Source organism: Aporhodopirellula rubra, assembly GCF_014192335.1.
GTDB lineage: Bacteria > Planctomycetota > Planctomycetia > Pirellulales > Pirellulaceae > Rhodopirellula > Rhodopirellula rubra.
In genome coordinates this window covers 23,117-42,046 of sequence record NZ_JACHXU010000008.1, presented here as the reverse complement: position 1 = coordinate 42,046, position 18,930 = coordinate 23,117, and the positions used below count along the sequence as shown (strand labels likewise).

Genomic DNA, 18,930 nt, shown 5'->3' with positions numbered 1-18,930 from the left:
ATGCACCGGAAACAACCGATTGTCACTGGAGAAGAAAACTTGGTCAACGCGACGCAGGCTCGGATCTCGTGTTTTCAGCCTCAAACAATCATGGGGGTCGACTTCAGTGGTGCGGCGCAGGCGGGCAAAAATGCTTGGATCGCGGAATTACAGGTCTCCGAAGACGACGGGAGTCCCTCGCGGACTCAACCGCTCAAACTCGTTGATCTGCAACCGCTCGGACGGGCCGCGGGCGACCCGGCACGCGATATCGTGTGCAAATACCTGGCCGAAAAAATTCTCGAAAGCCGGCAAGCGTTGTGGGGAATGGACTTTCCATTCGGGCTGCCCATCGAACTCGGCCTCGGTGATTGGGAGGATCAGATCCGGCACGTCACCGACTTTGAGGGGGATGCCCAATCCTACGGTCGACATCTCATCCAGATCGCACGTGGTCTCGGCGATTCGATGCACATCCGACGGGCGACCGATCAGGAGACCCGAACCCCGTTTGACTGTTACCACTATCGAATCATCTATCAAACATTTCACGGAATGCGGGACGTATTGGCTCGGATCGCTGGCGACGCCCAGACACTCGTCCTGCCGTTTGATAGCAAACGTTTGGACCGCGGCGAACTGCGAGTGTCTGATGTCCACCGGATCGTGCTCGAAGCGTGTCCCTCGTCGACGTTGTGGCAGATGTCGCTGCCGCGTCAGAAGTACAAACAACCAGGAGGCAAACCGCCGGATGAAGTTCGCAGGAAAAATCGACGCGCGATCCTTGCTGCACTAACACCGACGGTTGAAATCTCTCCGTATCGCCGCAAAGTGATGATGGACAATCCTGGCGGCGATGCCCTCGATGCGGTACTCGCGGCGGTCGGTGTTTGGACGGCGTGGTATCGCGACGATCATGTTAAGATCGCCGAACATCCCCGTTACCGACTCGAAGGGCGGGTCTATTGTTAGTATTTTCGCAGACGAATTCTCCTATCTAGCATTGGTGGAACATGTCAACGAAGTCCGTCCCGCTGGCGGAAGCCGAGCAAATGAAGTGGCCTGTTTTTTCAGTCGCCCAATCACGCGAGGTCGATCGAGTTGCCATCGAACAGTACGACATCCCCGGAATCGATTTGATGCGAAACGCGGGCAGTGCCTGTGCGGATCGTCTCCTGAGCGAACTTCCCGGCGATTGTCCGACCACGCTCATTTTGGCGGGTGCGGGCAACAATGGTGGTGACGGCTACGTGATCGCTAAATGTCTCGCGTCAGCCAACCGACCTGTGTCGGTGGTTTCGTTAGTCGACACCGACAAACTGTCCGGCGACGCCAAACAAAGTCATGACGATGCCATCGAGGCCGGGGTACGGGTCGACATCGCTAATGCAGACGCGATCGTGGCGAGAATCAAGAACCACGAAGGGATGATTGTTGATGCTTTGTTGGGGACGGGGTCCAAAGGCGCCCCACGATCACCTTTTGCCGAGGCGATTCGGGCAGCGAACGAGACTCATGCACCGACAACCCATCGGCCCAGTCGGGTGGCGATCGATATTCCGTCTGGCCTCGACGGTGACAGCGGGGAACCTTCTCAACCAACTTTTCGAGCCGAACTGACACTCACGTTTGTGACTCCGAAAATTGGCATGAGTAATCCGGCCGCGGCGCCTTATTTGGGCGAGTTGGAGGTGATCGATATCGGGATTCCTGACGCGTTGAAACGGCAATTGGGAATCCCCGGATAGCCAGCTGATCGGATACTGCTAGGCTGTTCGTGGAAATATTCGACAGTCGCAGTTGCCGCTCCGCAAAACCAATTCTCACCGCTCAACCAGACAAAGAAATCGTTCACGTGGACAGCGTTCGCAAACTCGTCAAAGATCACGAACTTCATTCTCTCGGCAAATGGATTTTGCTTGCCTCCCTGGTGGGGATGGTCGCGGGTTTGGGGGCGATCGTTTTCGATGTTGTTGGCCAGAGCGTGACGCGATTCACGTTAACACAGTTTGCCGGGTACACACCTCTCGAAGCGGCGGGCGAGCATGCCCGGTTTGAGCACGCCCCTCACACGTTTTCGCCATGGATTTTGGTCGCGGTGATGACGATCGGCGGACTCGTGTCCGGCGTGATCGTGTACACGTTTGCTCCCGAAGCCGAGGGCCACGGAACCGATGCCGCGATCGACTCTTTCCACAACAAACGCGGCAAAATGCGGGCTCGCGTCCCGTTGGTGAAGACGATCACGTCCGCGATCACGTTGGGGACTGGCGGATCGGGTGGCCGGGAAGGGCCGATCGCGCAGATCGGCGCTGGCTTCGGGTCGTGGTTGGGTACCACGATGAAGTTGTCCAATCGTGAACGACGCATCATGTTGGCGGCCGGCATGGGGGCCGGGATCGGCGCCATTTTCCGCGCACCACTGGCTGGCGCCGTGTTCGCCGCCGAGATCCTCTACAGCGATGCGGACCTCGAAGCGGACGTGTTGGTGCCCGCGGCTGCGGCCTCGGTCGTCGCCTATAGCGTCTACGTTCAGTCGTTGCCCACGGAGATCCGATTCATTCCGATTTTCGGATCGCAATTGCAGCACAGTTTTGTCTCGCCTTTGGAACTGATCGCCTACGTCGCGCTGGCGATCGTGTTGGTCCTTGTGGGGATGCTCTACGTCAAGTCGTTCTATGGCACGCAGAAGTTGTTTCAACAGTTACCGAGCGTGCCTCATGTTCGGCCCGCGATTGGTGCAGCGTTGGCAGGGTTCATTGGGATCGGATTGCTGCAGGTATTCAACGGGGACCAGGCCATTCTCGGCGTGCTGGGAACCGGGTATGGAACGTTGCAGGTGGCCGTTACGTCGGCCACGCAGCTCGGAATTCCTCTGTTAGTTACAGTGGCCCTGGCCAAAATCGCGACGACGTCTCTGACGATCGGTTCGGGTGGATCCGGTGGTGTGTTTGGACCGTCCATGGTCATCGGAGGATGCTCCGGTGCAGCGGTTGGTTTAACGTTTCAGGCCCTCTTTCCTAACGTCGTGACCGAACCGGAAGCGTTCGCGGTTGTCGGCATGGCGGGTTTCTTCTCAGGTATCGCCCGGGCTCCGATTTCGACGATTATCATGGTCCGCGCGCTGACAGGGGATTACGGATTGTTGTTGCCGACCATGTTGGTTTCAACGTCCACGTTCGTGATGAGCCACCGGTTCCGTTTGTATCAAAAACAAGCTCCGACGCGGATGGATTCGATGGCCCATCGCGGCGACTTTATCGTTGACGTGCTCGAAGGATTGCAGGTCAAAGATATCTACCAGCGAGATCGCAAGGTCACGATGATCCCCGAAGGAATGACTGTCGAGGATATCGTTCATCGTTTGGCGTACAGTAACCAGCACTATTTTCCGGTCGTCAACTCGGATCAGAAAGTGGTGGGGATTTTCAGCGATAACGACGTCCGTGCGTATCTCTACGACGAGAGCCTTTGGAAGTTGGCAGTCGCTCGTGACGTAATGACAGACAATTTCATGTCGGTCGCGCCCGATGATGATCTCAACACCGCGTTGCTTCGCTTCACGTCACATGATCTTGATGAGTTACCGGTGATCGATCACGCTCGACCGGGCGTTCTGCTCGGGATGCTCCGGCGACGAGAAACGATCGCCGCCTACAACCAACGTGTCATGGAACTCAAACGAGAGTCCAAAGAAGAGGAAGACGTTCCCGCTTCCTAGGCACCGACCTCGTGTAGATACGAAAAAACGACCGCCCAGAAAAATCTGGGCGGTCGCTTCGTGACAATCTACCTTGGTGGGGAAAGACCTCGACTCGGTGGTTTAATACCGGGTCGTGTATTGGAAGTAGAAGAAGTCGGCATCGAAGTCGTTATCCAACGTCAAGCCTGCTGGTGCCGTGGTCGTCTTGTAGTAGTCGCCACCCATGAAGTGTGAATAGCCGAGCAAAACGTTGTTACGAGCATTCAAGTTGATATTGAACAACAGGTCGATCTCGCTACCAAGGTCTTTCGAACCGGCCGGGTTGGCAGCGGGGTCATTGTACGGAGTCATTACGACGCTGTATGGCGTGGTGGCTTGATCCATCCGGAAGTAGTGATACCACAGGATCATCGATACCTTCTTGTTCAACGGCGTTACCGTCAACACGTTGAAGTCGTGTAGGTTTCGGCGACCGAACAAGTCCATGAAACCATTGTACTTGTGAGCGAGTGGATAGAGGTGATCGTATCCACCGTCTGCACGCTGAACTTCGTTGGGATCGTCTTCTCCTGACGCCCAATCGTAATAGAGCCATACGGTTGGACTGAGGTGCTTGGTTTCGATCTTACGTCCCAAACCGGCGGTGATGAATCCCGCGCTGTGGTCGTTGGGAGTTTCGTCTTCACCAAACTGGTAGGCACCTTCGAATTCATACAACGTGCCGCCGTCGGTCTTACCGCTAATGCGACTGCCAGCGGTCTGATAGCTGTACCCGCGGGTACGGTCATCCGAGCCGAGCCAGTAGGCGTCCACATTGCCCAAGGCAGTGTTTTTGCGAGTTGCGTATGCACCGTAGAACTGGATGTCGTAGTTCGCTTCGTCGGCATCGTCCGGTTGCACTGGAACGAAGCCAGTCCAGAAGGCATCGATCGAAGTGTCGCCGTACTGATACATTCCGCGTACGCCTTCAAACGTTCTGCGGGTGTTGGCCCAGTCCAAAGGCGACACGGTACGTTGTGCACCGAATAGCAGTTCTTGACGGCCGACACGCGTCGTCAATTTGCCAAGGTCGCCATCGTACAGCTTCACATCGACGAAGAGGTTAAGGATATCAGCGTCTTGTTCTTCAATCGGCCGCGGTGCGAATTGTTCGCCCATCGATTCGGCGTTCAGCATTTCACCGTAGACGCGGATGTTGTCGCATACTTCCCAGTCTGCATACAAACGTGTCCGTGAGAGCCAGAAATTATCGTCACGTCCGGTGATTCCAACGCCGCGGTGATTGCGTTCGTTGTGATAGCGATAACGCGTTTCACCACCAAGGTCCAATTTGCCAAATGGCGTTTGGAGATTCTTAAAGTTGTCTGCGAAAAAGCTCGGACCGGCGTAATACGGATCATTCAAGTAGGAGAAGTCGTTGGCGTAGAAGACGCCCGCATAAGCGGACTTCATCTTTGCCATCGCAGCTTCTTTCTTCTTTGCAACGCCTGCTCCTGCGTTGCAATTGCATGCAGGTGCGGGAGCGTACGATACGGCTGGCTGCTCAACGTAGTAAGGTTCCGACATCGGAACGGGTTGAGCAGGTGCAACGCTCTCAGATTGCTCGATGACATCCGAGACGACTGCGGCTTCTTCTTCACCGGCGGTTTGCAAAATGACCGGTTCGAGTCCGTATTCGCTGATTTCTTGCGCCTGAACGGCGTCCGCGGAAAATCCGGCGATTGCCATAGTCGACAATGCTGCGAAAATCATTCGCCGTCGGCGGCTGATTGAGGAGACCATCAATGGAGTTCCTTCCCTGCAATGGGTGTTAAAGGCGATAACAAACCTCGCCGCCTGAGGAAACATGGGCCGGATTACCGGAGTGGGGTGCAGCGACCGGCCAACGTTTTGTCGAGGTATTTTTGGGCGTTACGATTCACTTGACGAGCATCGCCAATGAGAGAATCGTGTGGCCTACGGTTTGAGATATCGTCTTCTGGAATACCGTGGTTGGTCTAAAAGAATGCCTCCACTGTATTTTTCCCTTAAGACGGCCATGCGGAATCGCATGAAGCGAAAGAACCGGCAAAGTCACCTAAATTGGCGTGAAGCTGTAGCGATTGCGCAGAGATTCAGGTTTATCTTCTGTGCGATCGAGTCAACCGGAATGTGACACTCAGTGCTCAAGATGATCGCAATCGAGCGATCTGAGCGCATCAACGACTCGGTCCCGCGTCGACTGGTCAACAGCGGACCGGTGATTGAGGCAAAATTGTGTCGATTGCGCTAAATTCGACGGTCCAAATGGGTTCTGCTAACGCGATCTCACGACAGACGTGTGTGTCACACAGACCCACGGCGGCAATTACCGATACAAACTCATTGCAACGACCGCTTCAGAGTGGCTACTGACTCGGCGTGAGTGCGATGATTGATTGGGACCGATTCCTCGCTGAATGGGCGCGCGGAGTGAAACGAATCGGATACGGAATGTTTGCGAGATGCTTATCGCATTTCCGTTTTTGTTGGAGCCAACGTCACCGGATGGTGGACCGCGTTCTAGCGAACGAGAGATACCTATCGAGTGCCCAGGTCTTTTGCGGCGATGCTTTAGCCGCTTAGTCCGGGATAACGCTGTTGAAGCTCTCCGCGAGCTTGAGCGGCTCGGTCTGGTTTGCCCACCTTCGTCCACAGTTCAGCGAGTTTTTTGAGTGCCTCAGCGTGTTCGGCGGCGTGCATCGAATACATCAACTGAGTATGCAGGTACGCGAGCAGCGCACCTTCATCGTCGCCTAGTGCTGCGTAGCTTTCGCCCTGGGCGTTGTAGATCGTTGCGGCGGTCTGCGTGTCCGTCGGGTTTAGATTCTTAATCAAATCGTTGACCATCTTGATTGCGTCATCGCCTTGTCCCTTTTTGGCATTGACGACGGCGATGGCGGCCTTGGCAAGTGTTTGTAATCGCTTTTCCTCAGGGCTGTTCGGTTTCAGGCCGGCGACTTTGCTCAGGTCTGATTCCGCACCCTCGAGGTCTCCTTCGGCGACCTTGACCACGCCGCCTTGGTAGACCGATTCGATCTGCAGGCTTCGGGATGGGCTGTTGCGTAGATACCCATAAAACTGAGCCGCTTTTTCATGGTTTCCCAACGCTTTGGCGAGATCTCCGAGCAGTCTCATTGCCGGGTAAAAGTGCCATGAATCTGAATTGTTTTTTGCAAACTCGATTGCGTCCGCGGTCGATTTGTTGAGATCGCCTTGTCCCGCGAGCGCCATCTCTCCTTGCGAAAGCACGAGATAGAATTGCGCATCGGCTTTCATGAATTCGCGAGGCATTTTTCCCATGTCGAGTTGTTTGAGTTCGTCAAACGCTTGATCGTACTGACCGTCCATGACGAGTTCACGGCCTCGGGTGAGTTCAGCCGGGTCACCTTGAAAGAGCAATCGACGCACGTCGCTCGATGGGAAGGATTGTTCTCTCCCCCCCACCGTCATCACGATTTCGTTCTTCGTGATGTCTTTGACTTTGCCGATCACTGCCTCGCCATCGTTGCGATACAAACGATCGGTCTGTGCGTGAACCGTGTTAGCAAAAGCCAGCGCCACGATCAAAGAAAGGGGAACAATTATGTGTTTTGAAAAAGGGGTCATGGATGCCAATTTCTATTTGTAATTCGACGTGTTTGATTGGGAATGATGGTTGAGCCGCGTGTGTTCCCGAGAATCATCCAGGAGCCGCAGCGGGTGCCGCCGCAGGAGGTGCCTGAACAGCGGGAGGCGGCGGCAGGCCATCGGGATCTTCGCCTAAGTCGACCTGGATTTTTTTCAATAGAGCGTTGAATTCGCGATACTGGTTCGGCCCACCCATGTCAGGATAGAGAGCAGCGAGGCTGGTGATATCGCGGGCCGCTTGCTGAGTTAGTTTTTTGTCGTTGGCGGCTTGGGCCTGTTTGAAGCGGCATGACGCGACGTGGTAACGTGCCGTGAAAAAACGTTCGCGAAACGCGGGGTTACGCTGCGTCATTTGGCTAATTTTTCCCCAACCCCAGATGATGCCTTTTTTACCGCCACCGAGTGCGGCTTTGTACGCACTCGCTCGATACTTCGGCGCCAACGTCGCGGCCCATTGTTCATACGCCAACGCCCCTTCTTCCTGGGCGTCAATCATCGTCGGCTTCTTCGTCAGGATTTCGCGAAACTCGGTCAACGCAGCCGAATACTCACCCTGCAAACGCAGTGATTTTCCCAACATGAAAGGGACAGAATTGGACGCGTCTGGTTTTTGTTTGAGCGTCTCGAAGGTGGTGATGGCAGTCGCCAACAAATCCGCGGACTGACCTTGCGCTTTGACTTGACCGGGTGGGATCGCGGACTCGGCCATTCCTAGCATCGTTTGTCCGACCCACAACAACGTGATGTCGTCTTGGGCGATAGATGCGATTCGCGACAGGAATACGTTGAAGGCGGTGATAAGCTGTTCCTGTCGAGCCGGAGGAGCACTCGCGATCTGATCCTGAATGTCGGAGGCGAGTGCTCGAAAGGTACCAACCAACTTTTTCTTGCCGGCTTCGTCTGCTGCCGTTTTTTGCAGTTTGTCGATCGCGTCAGAGGCTCGTTTGAGCAGCTTCTCTTGATTTCCGCTGGACGAGGTCATTTGACCCACGACGGCTTGTAACTCGGTTCGATACAGATCGAACAGGAAATCGTCGGAGGGTGCATCGAGTTTCTGGAGGACGGTGATCGCACCGTACTTAGGATGATCGAGTGCCTTAACCGCTTCCACCGGTTGATCTTGTTTGAGGCGGACCTTCGCCAGAACGACGGCCGCTTTCATGGCCTCTTCGCCGACCAAGCCACCCGAAATTTGTTCGAGGCCCGCGGTGAGTTCTTTCGAGGCGATGGTCAAGTATTTGTCAGCTTCGTCGGCTTTCTCTTCGCGCCGAAGTTTGAGTGAGTCATTCCAATACAGTTGTCCGAGTAGCCGTCGGAACTTCGCCTGTTCCGGACTGTCCGGCATCGCATCGATCAATCGTTTGGCCTCGGAAAGATCTCCCTTTTCCATCGCCATCACGATGGAAATTCCTTGGGCGGAAGCCGCCTTAGGGTTGTCTGGCCATTTTTCAACCAGGAAGTCACCGAGCTGTTTGATTTGGTCGACCCAAAAGTTATCACTGGTCCCTTCTGTTGAAATGATTTGTTGAGCGGAATTTAACGCGATTAACCCACCGCTCAATCCGGTCTCTGTCCCAGGGGCGAAATGTGCCAAGAAGTTTCCGACGACGAAGCTATCTCGATAGTTCTGATTTTGTAGTAAGAGGAACGCGAGGAATTGACGGGCTTCGTTGATCTGAACCGATTCGGTGTCTGGTCTGATCATCGATAATCCCCGGCGCAGGATCACGATGCCGGTTTGACGAGCGGTGGAAATCGTCTCTTCGAGCGATTTGAGTTGATCCGGTTTTCCGCCTTGTTTCTTCAGCGACTCGAGTTGTTCGGAGACGGTTTGAACGGTTTGGAAGACCTGACGTGCCGCACCGAGTGCGTCGTCAAAGCTCTTGGGATCGTCTGCCGTTGGCATCTCGGCGATTTCGTCAGGTGCGGCGGCGTCGATACCGAGTTCGGCGAGTAGATCGATTACCGCGTCTTCGTGAGTTCCGGGAATCTTCTTGGCGTGTAGCAATAGCTTGCGTGCGTCGGAAACCGCACGTTTGCGTTCGTTTGGTTTAGTGTTTTTTTTGTCATTGTTTTTTGCGAGGTGGGCTCTCGCGAGCGCGACGCGGAGGTCTTGCGCAGGTTGCGTTCGATCTTCGTTAGGGCGTAACGTTCGCTCGATTGGCGCACCGATGTTGATCGCCTCGGCGTAGTCATTTTTTTCATCGGTGAGGATCAAATCGATCAGTTCCGTAGCGGCCCCTATCTTTGCTTCCCGCAGTTCATCAACGTCTGCTTGTTCGAGCATTCTCGAAAAGCTGTCGTAGGCTTGGTCACGCTTTCCGAGGGTTTTTTCAACACGGCCGCGCGAGTAAAACGCCGTGGCGCCCTGAACATAAGAATCATATTTCTCGCTCAGGTCGGTGTAGATCTGCAACGCATCGTTAAGCTGCTTGGTGGCGTCCTTTGCCGGATTCTTGAACGTCTCGGCCGCCATCAAACGGGCCTCACCCGCGTTGTGCTGTGCCATCAAAAATTCAAACCGATATTGGTCGCGCAGTGCCGCCTTCTCGGGATCTTTGTTGGGATCGATTTTCGCTCCCTGCATCTTCTGCAGTTCGCCCTTGAGTTTCTCGATGATGCTGTCGAACGTGTCCGCCGCAGCTTGATAGAGTTCTCTTGCTTTGCGCCGACTCGTGTCATCGACATCTCCGATCATGAACTGGGATGCACGGAACATCCGTAGTTTTCCTAGCTGCGATCGGGCTTCGGAGGCTCTCTCGTTGCTAGGGTGATTCTTGAGGAACGATTGGAGTTCCGTTTCGGCGTTTGAGAAAAGTTCGTCACGACGATCGACCGAACGGGCAGCGACGGCCGAATCGATATAAGTTTGTGCCTTTTCGAGTGGAACGGTCGTCAGGAACGCCGAATCCACACCGGGGTACTGATCGAGCCGATCCAAATAGGCAAGTGCCATGTCGTAATAACCAACTGATCGAAGTTGGTTTACGAAATCGGACGCGGCCTCCCCTTCGGCCCGCGCGACGACGCTTCCCATCAATCCACTCAATACCAATGAAATTGCCAAGGGCAGAAATCTACCCCTCTGCCGTGGCGGCTGGAGTGGGGACGTTTCTGAGCGAGCCAAGTGGTGCGATGGCAGCATGGGGAGCTATTGCAGAAGAGTTGAGTCGGAGGGTTGTCGCCATGTCGAGCGACACTCCTCTAGGGTAAAGTGCGGGTAGCGGACTAGCAACCTTTTGAGAGGTTTGCATTCGAGTAGTTTGCCAATACGGTGGCCCGCTTTTTTTAACCTTCCATGGCCCATTAGCGATGCGAATCCCCAGTGAACTTCATGGCGAACCTCTCTATGGCAGGACGCGAAATCGCCAGCCAGGTCCTCCGGCGAGACAATCGTGGCGACGTGTGATTCGATTGACCATCGTGTTGGCACTCGTTGTGGTTGTCATGCGACAAGCTTCGCGGCCGGGGGTCTACCAGGTGTTTTTTCCAGAAACAGCCCGTCAGGTAGCCGTGGCCCCTTCTGGAAAAATGAAGGAGTCGACACGACGACTAACCGCCAACGGGGCGTCGTTCCAACCCGGGTCAGAATCTGCGTCAAATGAGCAAGCCGCAACCGAGTCGAACACAACGCCTGATAGATTGACGCCGGAAGTGCGTCAACGGTTCGAGCGTTGGGTGAATGCGAAGTCGGAGGATGAATTGACCGCGACGTTGGCTTCGTGGTTAAAAGGTGACAAAATGGCGGCCGAAGACAATGAAGGATCTGTCGTGGATACCGAACGCGAGGCAGCGTTTTTGGTACTCACGATTCAGCAAAAATTGATCGAATCGGCGAAAGACGGAACGGTTTGGCGGGCTGCCGATGGGCCTGCATTGTTGGCGACGCTCGCGATGCATCGGTCCGAGGGTGTTCGCCGTGACGAGTTGTTGCCGATCCGGACACCGGCGGCCGTCGCTGGTGTGTTGCCTCTGCTGCAACAACCAGAGGTTTACCGCGGTGATCGTTTGATCGCACGCGGAGAAATCGTTCGGATCGAGAGAGTCGCCGCGCCCGATAACGTGTACGGACTGGAAAGGTATTGGAATCTTTGGCTGCTGCCACTTGATGCGAGTCGCCGGCCGTGGATGGTCGTTGTGGCGGACCTTCCAAAAACGTTTGATGCTCTTTTGTCGATTGCCGACCACGACCATTCAGAATCCAGTGCTGATTCCGATAAGCAAACCTTTCCCGTTGGTGCACCGCGACCGATCGTGGAGGTCGAGGGTGAGTTCATCAAACGGTTGTCGTATCAATCCGAGGCCGGTGCGGAGCTGACTCCGGTGATTGTTGGACACGTTTCCTCCTACCTTGCCAACGGGAACCCTGTCATGAATGCGGCAATTCGTGCTGCCGATCCATCGACAAGAACACGCGAGGACCAGGACGAGGAAATTCCGTTGTGGTGGATCGTTGCCGGTTCGGTCACGGCCGGGTTGCTGTTTTCCGTTTGGGTGATGTGGCGAACCGCGGTGTTGAATCGACAGCTTCGCGAGCGCCGTCGCCGAAACGAGGTCGTGTTGAGCCTTCTCGTCGTGATCGGATCCATGGCGGGCGGTTCGCATTTGTCGGCACAGTCGTTGGCCGATCTCTTGCCTGGCTACGATCAGCAGCGAATGAAGGACATCGCACGTCCAGCACAACCGTCGCTCGATGATCCTGGAATCAACATCGACGAAATTGCAAAACTCGTTTTCCGGATGGACCGGCTCAGTGATGCGGTTCTGCAAGAGCGGCTCAGAAAATCCGAGTCGCTTGCCGTGTTGGGTGATGCCGTCTCCGTCGATGAAGCAATCGTCGATTCGCGGTCGTTGACGGTCAGCTCAACGTTGCAGGAATATCTCAATATCGATTGGATTGAGATGGTGGAGCTCTCTCCCATCGACGGAGTTCCTCGTGTTCTCCTGGCACGCTCGTTTGCGAAGGCGGCTGAACCGGGCGATCGTGTGTTTGGGGTTGCTGTGAGGATCCGCCGACCTGACGGCGATGGTCAGGATGAACTGATTGTCGATGTTGCCGGTCGGTTGGGTTGGATTCCGTCCCAACCGGCATCACCTGCAGATGAGGTGCTGTCGATCGAGGGAGTTGATTTGGGACGGCTTGCCGATGTTGTCTCGCTCGACCGCGAACCACTCTCGGAAGCAGATTCATCCGTTTTCTACCCAATGATTGGCGCGGCGGCATCGGTTTCGGACCTAGCGTCGCAAAGTGACCAGTTAGCCGATGCCGTTCGCAGGATGCGATCATCGGTCACCAACGCGTCCCCGGTCGATTTACTGCAGAATCCAAAGGGTTTCACCGGAGAATGGATTCGCTTGCAAGTGGAAACTGTCCGGATTACCCGTGTGGCCGTTGAGACACAGCAGCGTCAACGAGAGATCGGTAGCGACCACTATTATGAAATCGACGCGATTGGAGATCTCGGCAAAGTGCAATTGCAGATCGAAGTTCCCGACGGTGATCCCGTCGTGATGGAAAATCGCTATCCCGTCACGATCGTGACTGCGGAAGTGCCTGAGTTTTTGACGGGCGACTCGGGTGATGGAGAACAACTCGTCACGACAATTAATCGAGCCATCCGCGTGGAAGGATTCTTTTATCGGTTGTGGAGTTATGAGTCGGATTTCATGAAACAGCGAGGTGGCAAGCAATTCGCGCCCCTCGTGATTGCAGGCGTGATCGAGGATCTACGTCCGAATTCCGGCGACCCGATGGGCGTGCAGGCGATCGGACAAATTGCGGCAGTCGCTATCGTGGCCGCAATCTTGGCCGTAGTCGCGTTTCACTTCATCACAAGGCGTGGTGACCGCGCATCACGCAAACGCAGGTATTAACCTTGCATGGATTAGCACCGCCGATCGAGTTTTGTTGTGCTGGGATGCGGTAGTGGGTCGCGGCAATGGGCAGTGCTGCGAAAAGGTTCCACCACAACGAGACTCTCACTGCAACGATACAGTCCAGCCACAACACATTCCGTAGTTGAACCGTGCCCGTCGAACCAGGGTCGGATCAGCGTCGTTTATTGCCCGGAGGTACCCGAAGTAGGCATTTGCTGAAACACCAGCGGCGTTTTCGGTCGCGAGCGGAATCTGTTCCGCGTACACAGGGTGACACGCAACGCACTTCCAACCGCGCAGCAAAAACGTTCGCCCGACAATTTCTATCCGGCGAACGTTCGCGTTAGGTTTCCGAAACCACCCGGGTGAACTACTTGAGTTCGACGGATCCGCCGGCTTCTTCGACTTCGGCTTTGACCTTCTCGGCGTCTTCTTTCGAGACACCTTCTTTGAGGGTCGCTGGCACGCCTTCGACCATCTTCTTGGCTTCCATGAGCGAAGCACCGGTGATGTTCTTGACGACCTTAACGACGTTCAGCTTCTTATCGCCGAAGCTGGTCAGGACGACATCGAATTCGGTTTGCTCAACAGCAGCGGCGGCACCGCCACCGTCGCCAGCGGCAACCATCACAGCTCCACCGCCGGAGGCAGGCTCGATGCCATGCTCATCCTTGAGGTAGTCGCTCAATTCTTTGGCTTGCTTCAGGGTCATGTTGGCGATCTTGTCGCCCAATTCTTTGGCTTCGGCGCTGTACTCGGCGACCGCAGTTGCTTCTTCGGACATGTCAAACTACCTCAAAAACGAAAAAGGTGATTCGGAAAAGTTGGATTGTGAAAGTGCTCGGGTTTGATGAAGGAGACGTTACGACTCGTCGCCTTCGCCCTTGCTCTTGATTTGGCTGTTGAGCGTTCGACCTGGGCCGAGCATCGCGGCGCTGAGAGTCGCCCCTGGTCCCAGGATTTGGCCGACCAGCATCGAGATTTGCTCTTCGCGGCTAGGCCATTTGCTAATTGCTTTGACGCCGTCCTCGTCGAGACGTTCTCCGTCCATGACTCCGCCGGTGGCGGTGAACTTGCTGTACTTCTCAGAGTCTTTGTCGAGGCGAACGGCTTCCTTGACGAGCGACACGAAATCGCTCGCACCCCACATCAACGCGACTTGGCCGCGAGTGTCTTCGAATACTGGTGCCAGCGTCGAGCCTTCGGTCGCACGACGAGCCAGCGAATTTTTAACAACCATCATCTGGATGTTTTTTTCGCCGAGTTCACCACGCAATTCGTTGGTCGTGTTCGCGTCCATGCCTGTGCAAGTAACGAGCACCGCATCGGAGACCCCTTCGAGTCGACGCTTCAGGTCACGCGTGACCAGGTCTTTAACGTATTTACTCATTTGATTTTTTCGCTGTCTAAACTCATCTCCGCGTTAACCGCGGCTGGGCAAAAATTCAGGTTACCGACTCGCTTGAACCGCAATCACCTTGAAATCTCGTGGGACGTTGTCACGTTCACTTTGGATGAAGCGAACCGTGCGTCGACGGAGAGGCGGTGGGCTCGAAGAGCGGCTTTGCTTAGGTCTGGACTCGGACGCTCGGGGTCATCGTTGCACAAATGGCAACGCCTTTGATGTACGTGCCCTTGATCGTCTGGGGCTTCATGCCAGCGATGTAATCGACGAAGGCGGTGATGTTTTCTTCTAGCTTTTGTGGCTCGAAGCTCATCTTGCCGACCATCGCGTGAACGTTTCCGCCCTTGTCGTTGCGAAACTCGACTTTACCAGCCTTGTACTCGCCAACGACCTTGGCGACGTCGGCGGTAACCGTTCCCGCACGCGGGCTAGGCATCAGGCCACGAGGACCGAGCACACGACCGAGTGGACCGACGAGTCCCATCATGTCTGGGGCAGCGATACAAACGTCAAAGTCGGTAAAGCCATCTTTGATTTTTTTAGCCAAGTCTTCCTGGCCGACTTCGTCAGCACCCGCGGCTTCGGCGGCTTTCGCAGCATCGCCTTTGGCAAACACAACAACCCGTTGAGTTTTACCAATGCCGTGAGGAAGAACGAGCGAACCACGAATGATTTGGTCCGCCTGGTTAGGATCGACACCCAAACGCATGTGAACTTCGACGGTTTGGTCGAACTTCGTTGCGTCGTATGTCTTCAGCGTCTCAACCGCTTTGGATAGCGGCTGGAGCTCTTTAGGTTGCTTTGCAAGCGCGGCGCGATACCGCTTGGATTGTTTTGCCATATTGGTCACGACTCAGGTTGTCGGGTGGTTCGGCGAAACGACTCTATCCTGGAAAACACGGCAATCAGATTGCCAAATTCCCTCAGTGGTCGGTTCTCCCACTTGTGGTCTCTCGAGATTCCGACTGGCCTAATGGCGTGGTCGACTCGGGAGAAGTGGCGGAGTTTGGCGAAGTTGCCGAGAATCGTCAACCTCAACTTTCCCTGCTTATTTGTATTTTTTCGGGAAAAGCGATGTAAGCTACCGGATCGGATGGTTGTGGAACACCGCTTGCTCCCTCCCTACCATTGATTGGTTCGCTGCTGTCGACGTGGCAGACGCGTTCGAACCGATATGCGATCGATCACCCACATGAGGTAGATCTCCGATTCCATCACGAAGGACTTCCATGGCCGACTCCGTTCCTAACGACGACCCAGCAACTGACGGATATCCCCGCTGCGTGACTTCACGTTGGTTGACTGCTCTGCCGGTCTTCAACGAAGTCAATTACGTCGACGATGTTCTCGATCAAGTGCTCCGGTACAGCGACCGGATTCTCGTTGTGGACGACGGTAGTACGGACGGAACCTCCGAAAAACTGGATGCTCGCCGCGCCGCCCAACCTGAACAGATCGAAGTCATTCACCATCCGAAAAATCGCGGCTACGGTGCTGGGCTGCAGAGTGCTTTCCAATACACGCTCGAGAACGACTACGAGGGTGTTGTGACATTGGATTGCGACGGACAGCATCAACCACACCGGATTCCTCGTTTCATCGAAGCGGCTCGGTCAGCGGACATCGTTTCAGGCAGCCGATACCTCAAGAAATACAAGGGCGACGACGAGCCACCTGCGGAGCGGATGTTTATTAACCGCCGGATCACCGCGGACCTGAATGAGCGACTCGGGTTTGCGCTGACGGACGCGTTTTGTGGTTTCAAAGCCTATCGAGCCGACGCGCTTCGGGTGATGCGAATCACGAATGACGGATATGCCATGCCGCTGCAGTTGTGGGTGGAAGCTGCCGCCGCGGGATTGAGCGTGGTCGAAATCCCCGTGCCGCTGATCTACCTCGACTTGGATCGATCCTTCGGCGGTTCCTTGGATCATTCGGAGACCCGGCTGAACTATTACAACGAGGTCATCGACGACGCGATTGCCAAGGTCCGCGGTGAAGGACGGTTGCCCGACACCCCGTACTTTCGTGCCCAATCGTGTGGTTGAACCTTCCGCTCGACCGAATCGATTCTTTATCGAACTAAGTAGAATCTGGCGAGTCCGCATCAATGCCTGAAGGTCATAAAACACACTTTTTGGCCGCGGAACATGGACGCCAGTTCGCGGGACTATCGCTCAAGGTCACCAGTCCCCAAGGACGATTTTCTGCGGATGCGAGAAAGGTGAACGGACGGATTTTGGAATCCGTCATCGCCGCGGGCAAGCATCTCTTTTACGAATTCGAAGGCGACCGGATCGTGCACGTGCACTTGGGTCGCTACGGCAGTTTTGTGAGTGAGCCCTCTCCGCCCGCGGCCCCACGGGGTCAGGTGCGGATGCGTGTGATTGCGCCGGAGGCCACTCTTGATTTGCGTGGTCCGACACAATGCAGGGTGATCGATTCGGATACACGTTTGTCGATCACCAACAAGCTCGGTCCGGATCCTTTGGCGGGTGGAAAAAAGGCGGAGTTCTGGGCGAACGTGTCCGCCAGTGGCAAACCGATCGGCGGTTTGCTTTTGGATCAATCCGTTATCGCGGGCATCGGCAACATTCTTCGAGCTGAAATACTGTTCGAAACTCGGATCGATCCCACACGGATTGGTAATGAGTTAACGTCAGAGGAGTTCACCCGTTTGTGGAAATCGCTCACCAAGATGATGAAGGTGAGCCTGAAGCACGGTCGCATCATCAGCGTGACGGCGAGCGAAGCAGGAAAGCCACTCACAAAATTGAGCGACAAGGAACGGTTTCGAGTTTACGGCAAATCCGAATGTCCTCGGTGCGGCGGACGCGTCACGAATGAACCGGTTGCCTCCCGCAAGCTCTACGCGTGTCCGAATTGCCAGGGCATGAACCCTTAGCGCTCTCGTCTGAGCTGGAACGCCACCTGATCGATGTGCGAACTACGGTTCCAATGACGATGGACGGTCGTGGGTGTCGGTTGTGATGATTGGGCTGCATGTGTCGGGTATTGTGGCAAGTGCAGTTCGTTGCTCAAGAGAAATGAAACGATGATCGGGGGAGTGTGACCTAGCGTTGATCTCCGGAGTGACACGATTCACGTGCCGCTCGGTCCTCTGAATCGTGGAGATTCCCTTGGCTCGTCACACGCTCTCTACCGTCGCATTTTCGGTTGTCGCCGCGTTGCTGTTTGTTGTCGAAGTATCACCTGCCTCATCGCAAGGGTTTTCGCGATCAGGTTTCGGGTACGGTTACAACGTGCCGATGTACAACACGCGATTCGGTGCTGGTTACGGGATAGGTTATGTCTACGATCCCTACGCGACTGGCAGTTTCGAACCGCCGGACATGCACAACGATCCGATGTTTCGAGCCCAGCACAAATTCGATAGTCACTATCCAGGGCGTTACTCGAATCATCGTCCGTTGGAGTTCAAAGCGTCGGTGACGCATCATCCTCATCACGCACCGCAGCGTTACGTGCCACAACAGCGGCATCGTTCGACCACGCATTACTATCGCGGTTGGTGAGAGGCTCGTCGTGTTCACCGAACCAACGGTGTCCGCTCGATCGCATGAGCAACAAGAAGATCAGCGAGAAGAAATGGAAGCCGATAAGAATTCCGCTTGCTCTTAGTATTTGTGCCTCCGAGTCGCGACTGCGGAGTTCGATCAACGAGAGAACAAACATTCTGAAGACGAAGCCGATCGGGATAAGGATGAAGATGAGTGCCCACCATCGTCCGAGGGTGATGATCAACATTGCGAGCCAACTGATTGCGATGCAAACGAGCAGCACGGACGCGGAGGCCGTCAATCCAAGGGAACGCTCGTAGAGTTTCAGAGACGCGATCGCGACCGCAATCGTGAACGCGATTCCCAGGATTTGGCGAATGCTTTGACGCTCGGTCGTTTGGGATTCACCACGGTGGATCCGTCGATGAGACCACTGATAGGCGATCAGTGGCCCCGTGATCCCGAGTCCAACGATCGCTAAGAGTTGGGCAATGAGATCGGTATCTTGCCAAATGAGGGCGACAAGAAGAATCAGGTTAACGATCCAAGCGATCGCCACCGCGACGCGAGGTTGCGTTTGCTGCGGTGCCACCTCATCGCGTGCATGCAAATCATTTCGCTTTGGCAAATGGATCAATGCGACCCACGAACCGAGGGCGATCCAGGCCGCACACAAGCCTCCCATTGCCATCCCGAGCACCGATTGAGACTCCTCAGGCAAACTGCGGCTGGTTTGGCCATTAAGGACACCGCCGATAGCGAATGTCAACACGAGCGACCACACCCCGAGCCAGCCT

Annotated in this window: 13 protein-coding genes; 6 read left to right on the top strand and 7 right to left on the bottom strand. The window is 55.2% G+C overall.

Features of this window, described 5'->3' with window-relative positions; all coding sequences use genetic code 11:
* The 3 genes from FHS27_RS12535 to FHS27_RS12525 all read left to right on the top strand — a co-directional run bounded on the left by FHS27_RS12535 (position 1) and on the right by FHS27_RS12525 (position 3,700).
* On the top strand, positions 1-951 hold the full coding sequence (locus FHS27_RS12535) for a DUF429 domain-containing protein (RefSeq protein WP_184305289.1): 951 nt from the start codon (positions 1-3) through the stop codon (positions 949-951).
* A 41-nt stretch (positions 952-992) separates the two neighbouring features.
* Entirely contained in the window at positions 993-1,727 is a 735-nt protein-coding gene (locus tag FHS27_RS12530; protein ID WP_184305288.1) for an NAD(P)H-hydrate epimerase, read from the top strand.
* Positions 1,728-1,915: 188 nt separating this feature from the next.
* Entirely contained in the window at positions 1,916-3,700 is a 1,785-nt protein-coding gene (locus FHS27_RS12525) for a chloride channel protein (protein WP_246419729.1), read from the top strand.
* Positions 3,701-3,802: 102 nt separating this feature from the next.
* On the opposite strand, the gene FHS27_RS12520 is transcribed toward FHS27_RS12525, so the two are convergent.
* From FHS27_RS12520 to FHS27_RS12510, 3 genes are all read right to left on the bottom strand, one after another.
* Complete coding sequence (locus FHS27_RS12520; protein ID WP_184305424.1) at positions 3,803-5,464, bottom strand: alginate export family protein; 1,662 nt, start codon at positions 5,462-5,464, stop codon at positions 3,803-3,805.
* 810 nt (positions 5,465-6,274) lie between these two features.
* Positions 6,275-7,264, bottom strand: coding sequence for a hypothetical protein (locus FHS27_RS12515; protein WP_315854542.1), 990 nt, complete (start codon positions 7,262-7,264; stop codon positions 6,275-6,277).
* 118 nt (positions 7,265-7,382) lie between these two features.
* Positions 7,383-10,397: a hypothetical protein gene (locus FHS27_RS12510; RefSeq protein ID WP_246419697.1), complete on the bottom strand. Its 3,015-nt coding sequence runs from the start codon at positions 10,395-10,397 to the stop codon at positions 7,383-7,385.
* Positions 10,398-10,642: 245 nt separating this feature from the next.
* On the opposite strand from FHS27_RS12510, the gene FHS27_RS12505 reads away from it, so the two are divergent.
* Positions 10,643-13,204, top strand: a complete 2,562-nt coding sequence (locus tag FHS27_RS12505; protein ID WP_246419695.1) for a hypothetical protein — start codon at positions 10,643-10,645, stop codon at positions 13,202-13,204.
* 373 nt (positions 13,205-13,577) lie between these two features.
* On the opposite strand, the gene rplL is transcribed toward FHS27_RS12505, so the two are convergent.
* The 3 genes from rplL to rplA form a co-directional block, all read right to left on the bottom strand.
* Complete coding sequence (rplL, locus tag FHS27_RS12500; protein ID WP_009100976.1) at positions 13,578-13,991, bottom strand: 50S ribosomal protein L7/L12; 414 nt, start codon at positions 13,989-13,991, stop codon at positions 13,578-13,580.
* 78 nt (positions 13,992-14,069) lie between these two features.
* Entirely contained in the window at positions 14,070-14,597 is a 528-nt protein-coding gene (rplJ, locus tag FHS27_RS12495) for a 50S ribosomal protein L10 (protein WP_044255436.1), read from the bottom strand.
* 178 nt (positions 14,598-14,775) lie between these two features.
* On the bottom strand, positions 14,776-15,453 hold the full coding sequence (rplA, locus tag FHS27_RS12490) for a 50S ribosomal protein L1 (RefSeq protein WP_009100981.1): 678 nt from the start codon (positions 15,451-15,453) through the stop codon (positions 14,776-14,778).
* Between the two features lie 442 nt (positions 15,454-15,895).
* On the opposite strand from rplA, the gene FHS27_RS12485 reads away from it, so the two are divergent.
* Both FHS27_RS12485 and FHS27_RS12480 read left to right on the top strand, forming a co-directional pair.
* Entirely contained in the window at positions 15,896-16,660 is a 765-nt protein-coding gene (locus FHS27_RS12485) for a glycosyltransferase family 2 protein (protein ID WP_184305421.1), read from the top strand.
* A gap of 62 nt (positions 16,661-16,722) precedes the next feature.
* Positions 16,723-17,517, top strand: a complete 795-nt coding sequence (locus FHS27_RS12480; protein ID WP_184305285.1) for an Fpg/Nei family DNA glycosylase — start codon at positions 16,723-16,725, stop codon at positions 17,515-17,517.
* Between the two features lie 533 nt (positions 17,518-18,050).
* Here the strand turns inward: FHS27_RS12480 and FHS27_RS12475 are convergent.
* Positions 18,051-18,905, bottom strand: coding sequence for a hypothetical protein (locus tag FHS27_RS12475; RefSeq protein WP_315854540.1), 855 nt, complete (start codon positions 18,903-18,905; stop codon positions 18,051-18,053).
* Between the last annotated feature and the right edge of the window lie 25 nt (positions 18,906-18,930).

What these genes read in the sequence shown, in the direction of transcription:
- FHS27_RS12535 (WP_184305289.1), top strand. Translation starts at nt 1, where the DNA reads ATGCACCGGAAACAACCGATTGTCACTGGAGAAGAAAACTTGGTCAAC.
- FHS27_RS12530 (WP_184305288.1), top strand. Translation starts at nt 993, where the DNA reads ATGTCAACGAAGTCCGTCCCGCTGGCGGAAGCCGAGCAAATGAAGTGG.
- FHS27_RS12525 (WP_246419729.1), top strand. Translation starts at nt 1,916, where the DNA reads ATGGTCGCGGGTTTGGGGGCGATCGTTTTCGATGTTGTTGGCCAGAGC.
- FHS27_RS12520 (WP_184305424.1), bottom strand. Translation starts at nt 5,464, where the DNA reads ATGGTCTCCTCAATCAGCCGCCGACGGCGAATGATTTTCGCAGCATTG.
- FHS27_RS12505 (WP_246419695.1), top strand. Translation starts at nt 10,643, where the DNA reads ATGCGAATCCCCAGTGAACTTCATGGCGAACCTCTCTATGGCAGGACG.
- rplL (WP_009100976.1), bottom strand. Translation starts at nt 13,991, where the DNA reads ATGTCCGAAGAAGCAACTGCGGTCGCCGAGTACAGCGCCGAAGCCAAA.
- rplJ (WP_044255436.1), bottom strand. Translation starts at nt 14,597, where the DNA reads ATGAGTAAATACGTTAAAGACCTGGTCACGCGTGACCTGAAGCGTCGA.
- rplA (WP_009100981.1), bottom strand. Translation starts at nt 15,453, where the DNA reads ATGGCAAAACAATCCAAGCGGTATCGCGCCGCGCTTGCAAAGCAACCT.
- FHS27_RS12480 (WP_184305285.1), top strand. Translation starts at nt 16,723, where the DNA reads ATGCCTGAAGGTCATAAAACACACTTTTTGGCCGCGGAACATGGACGC.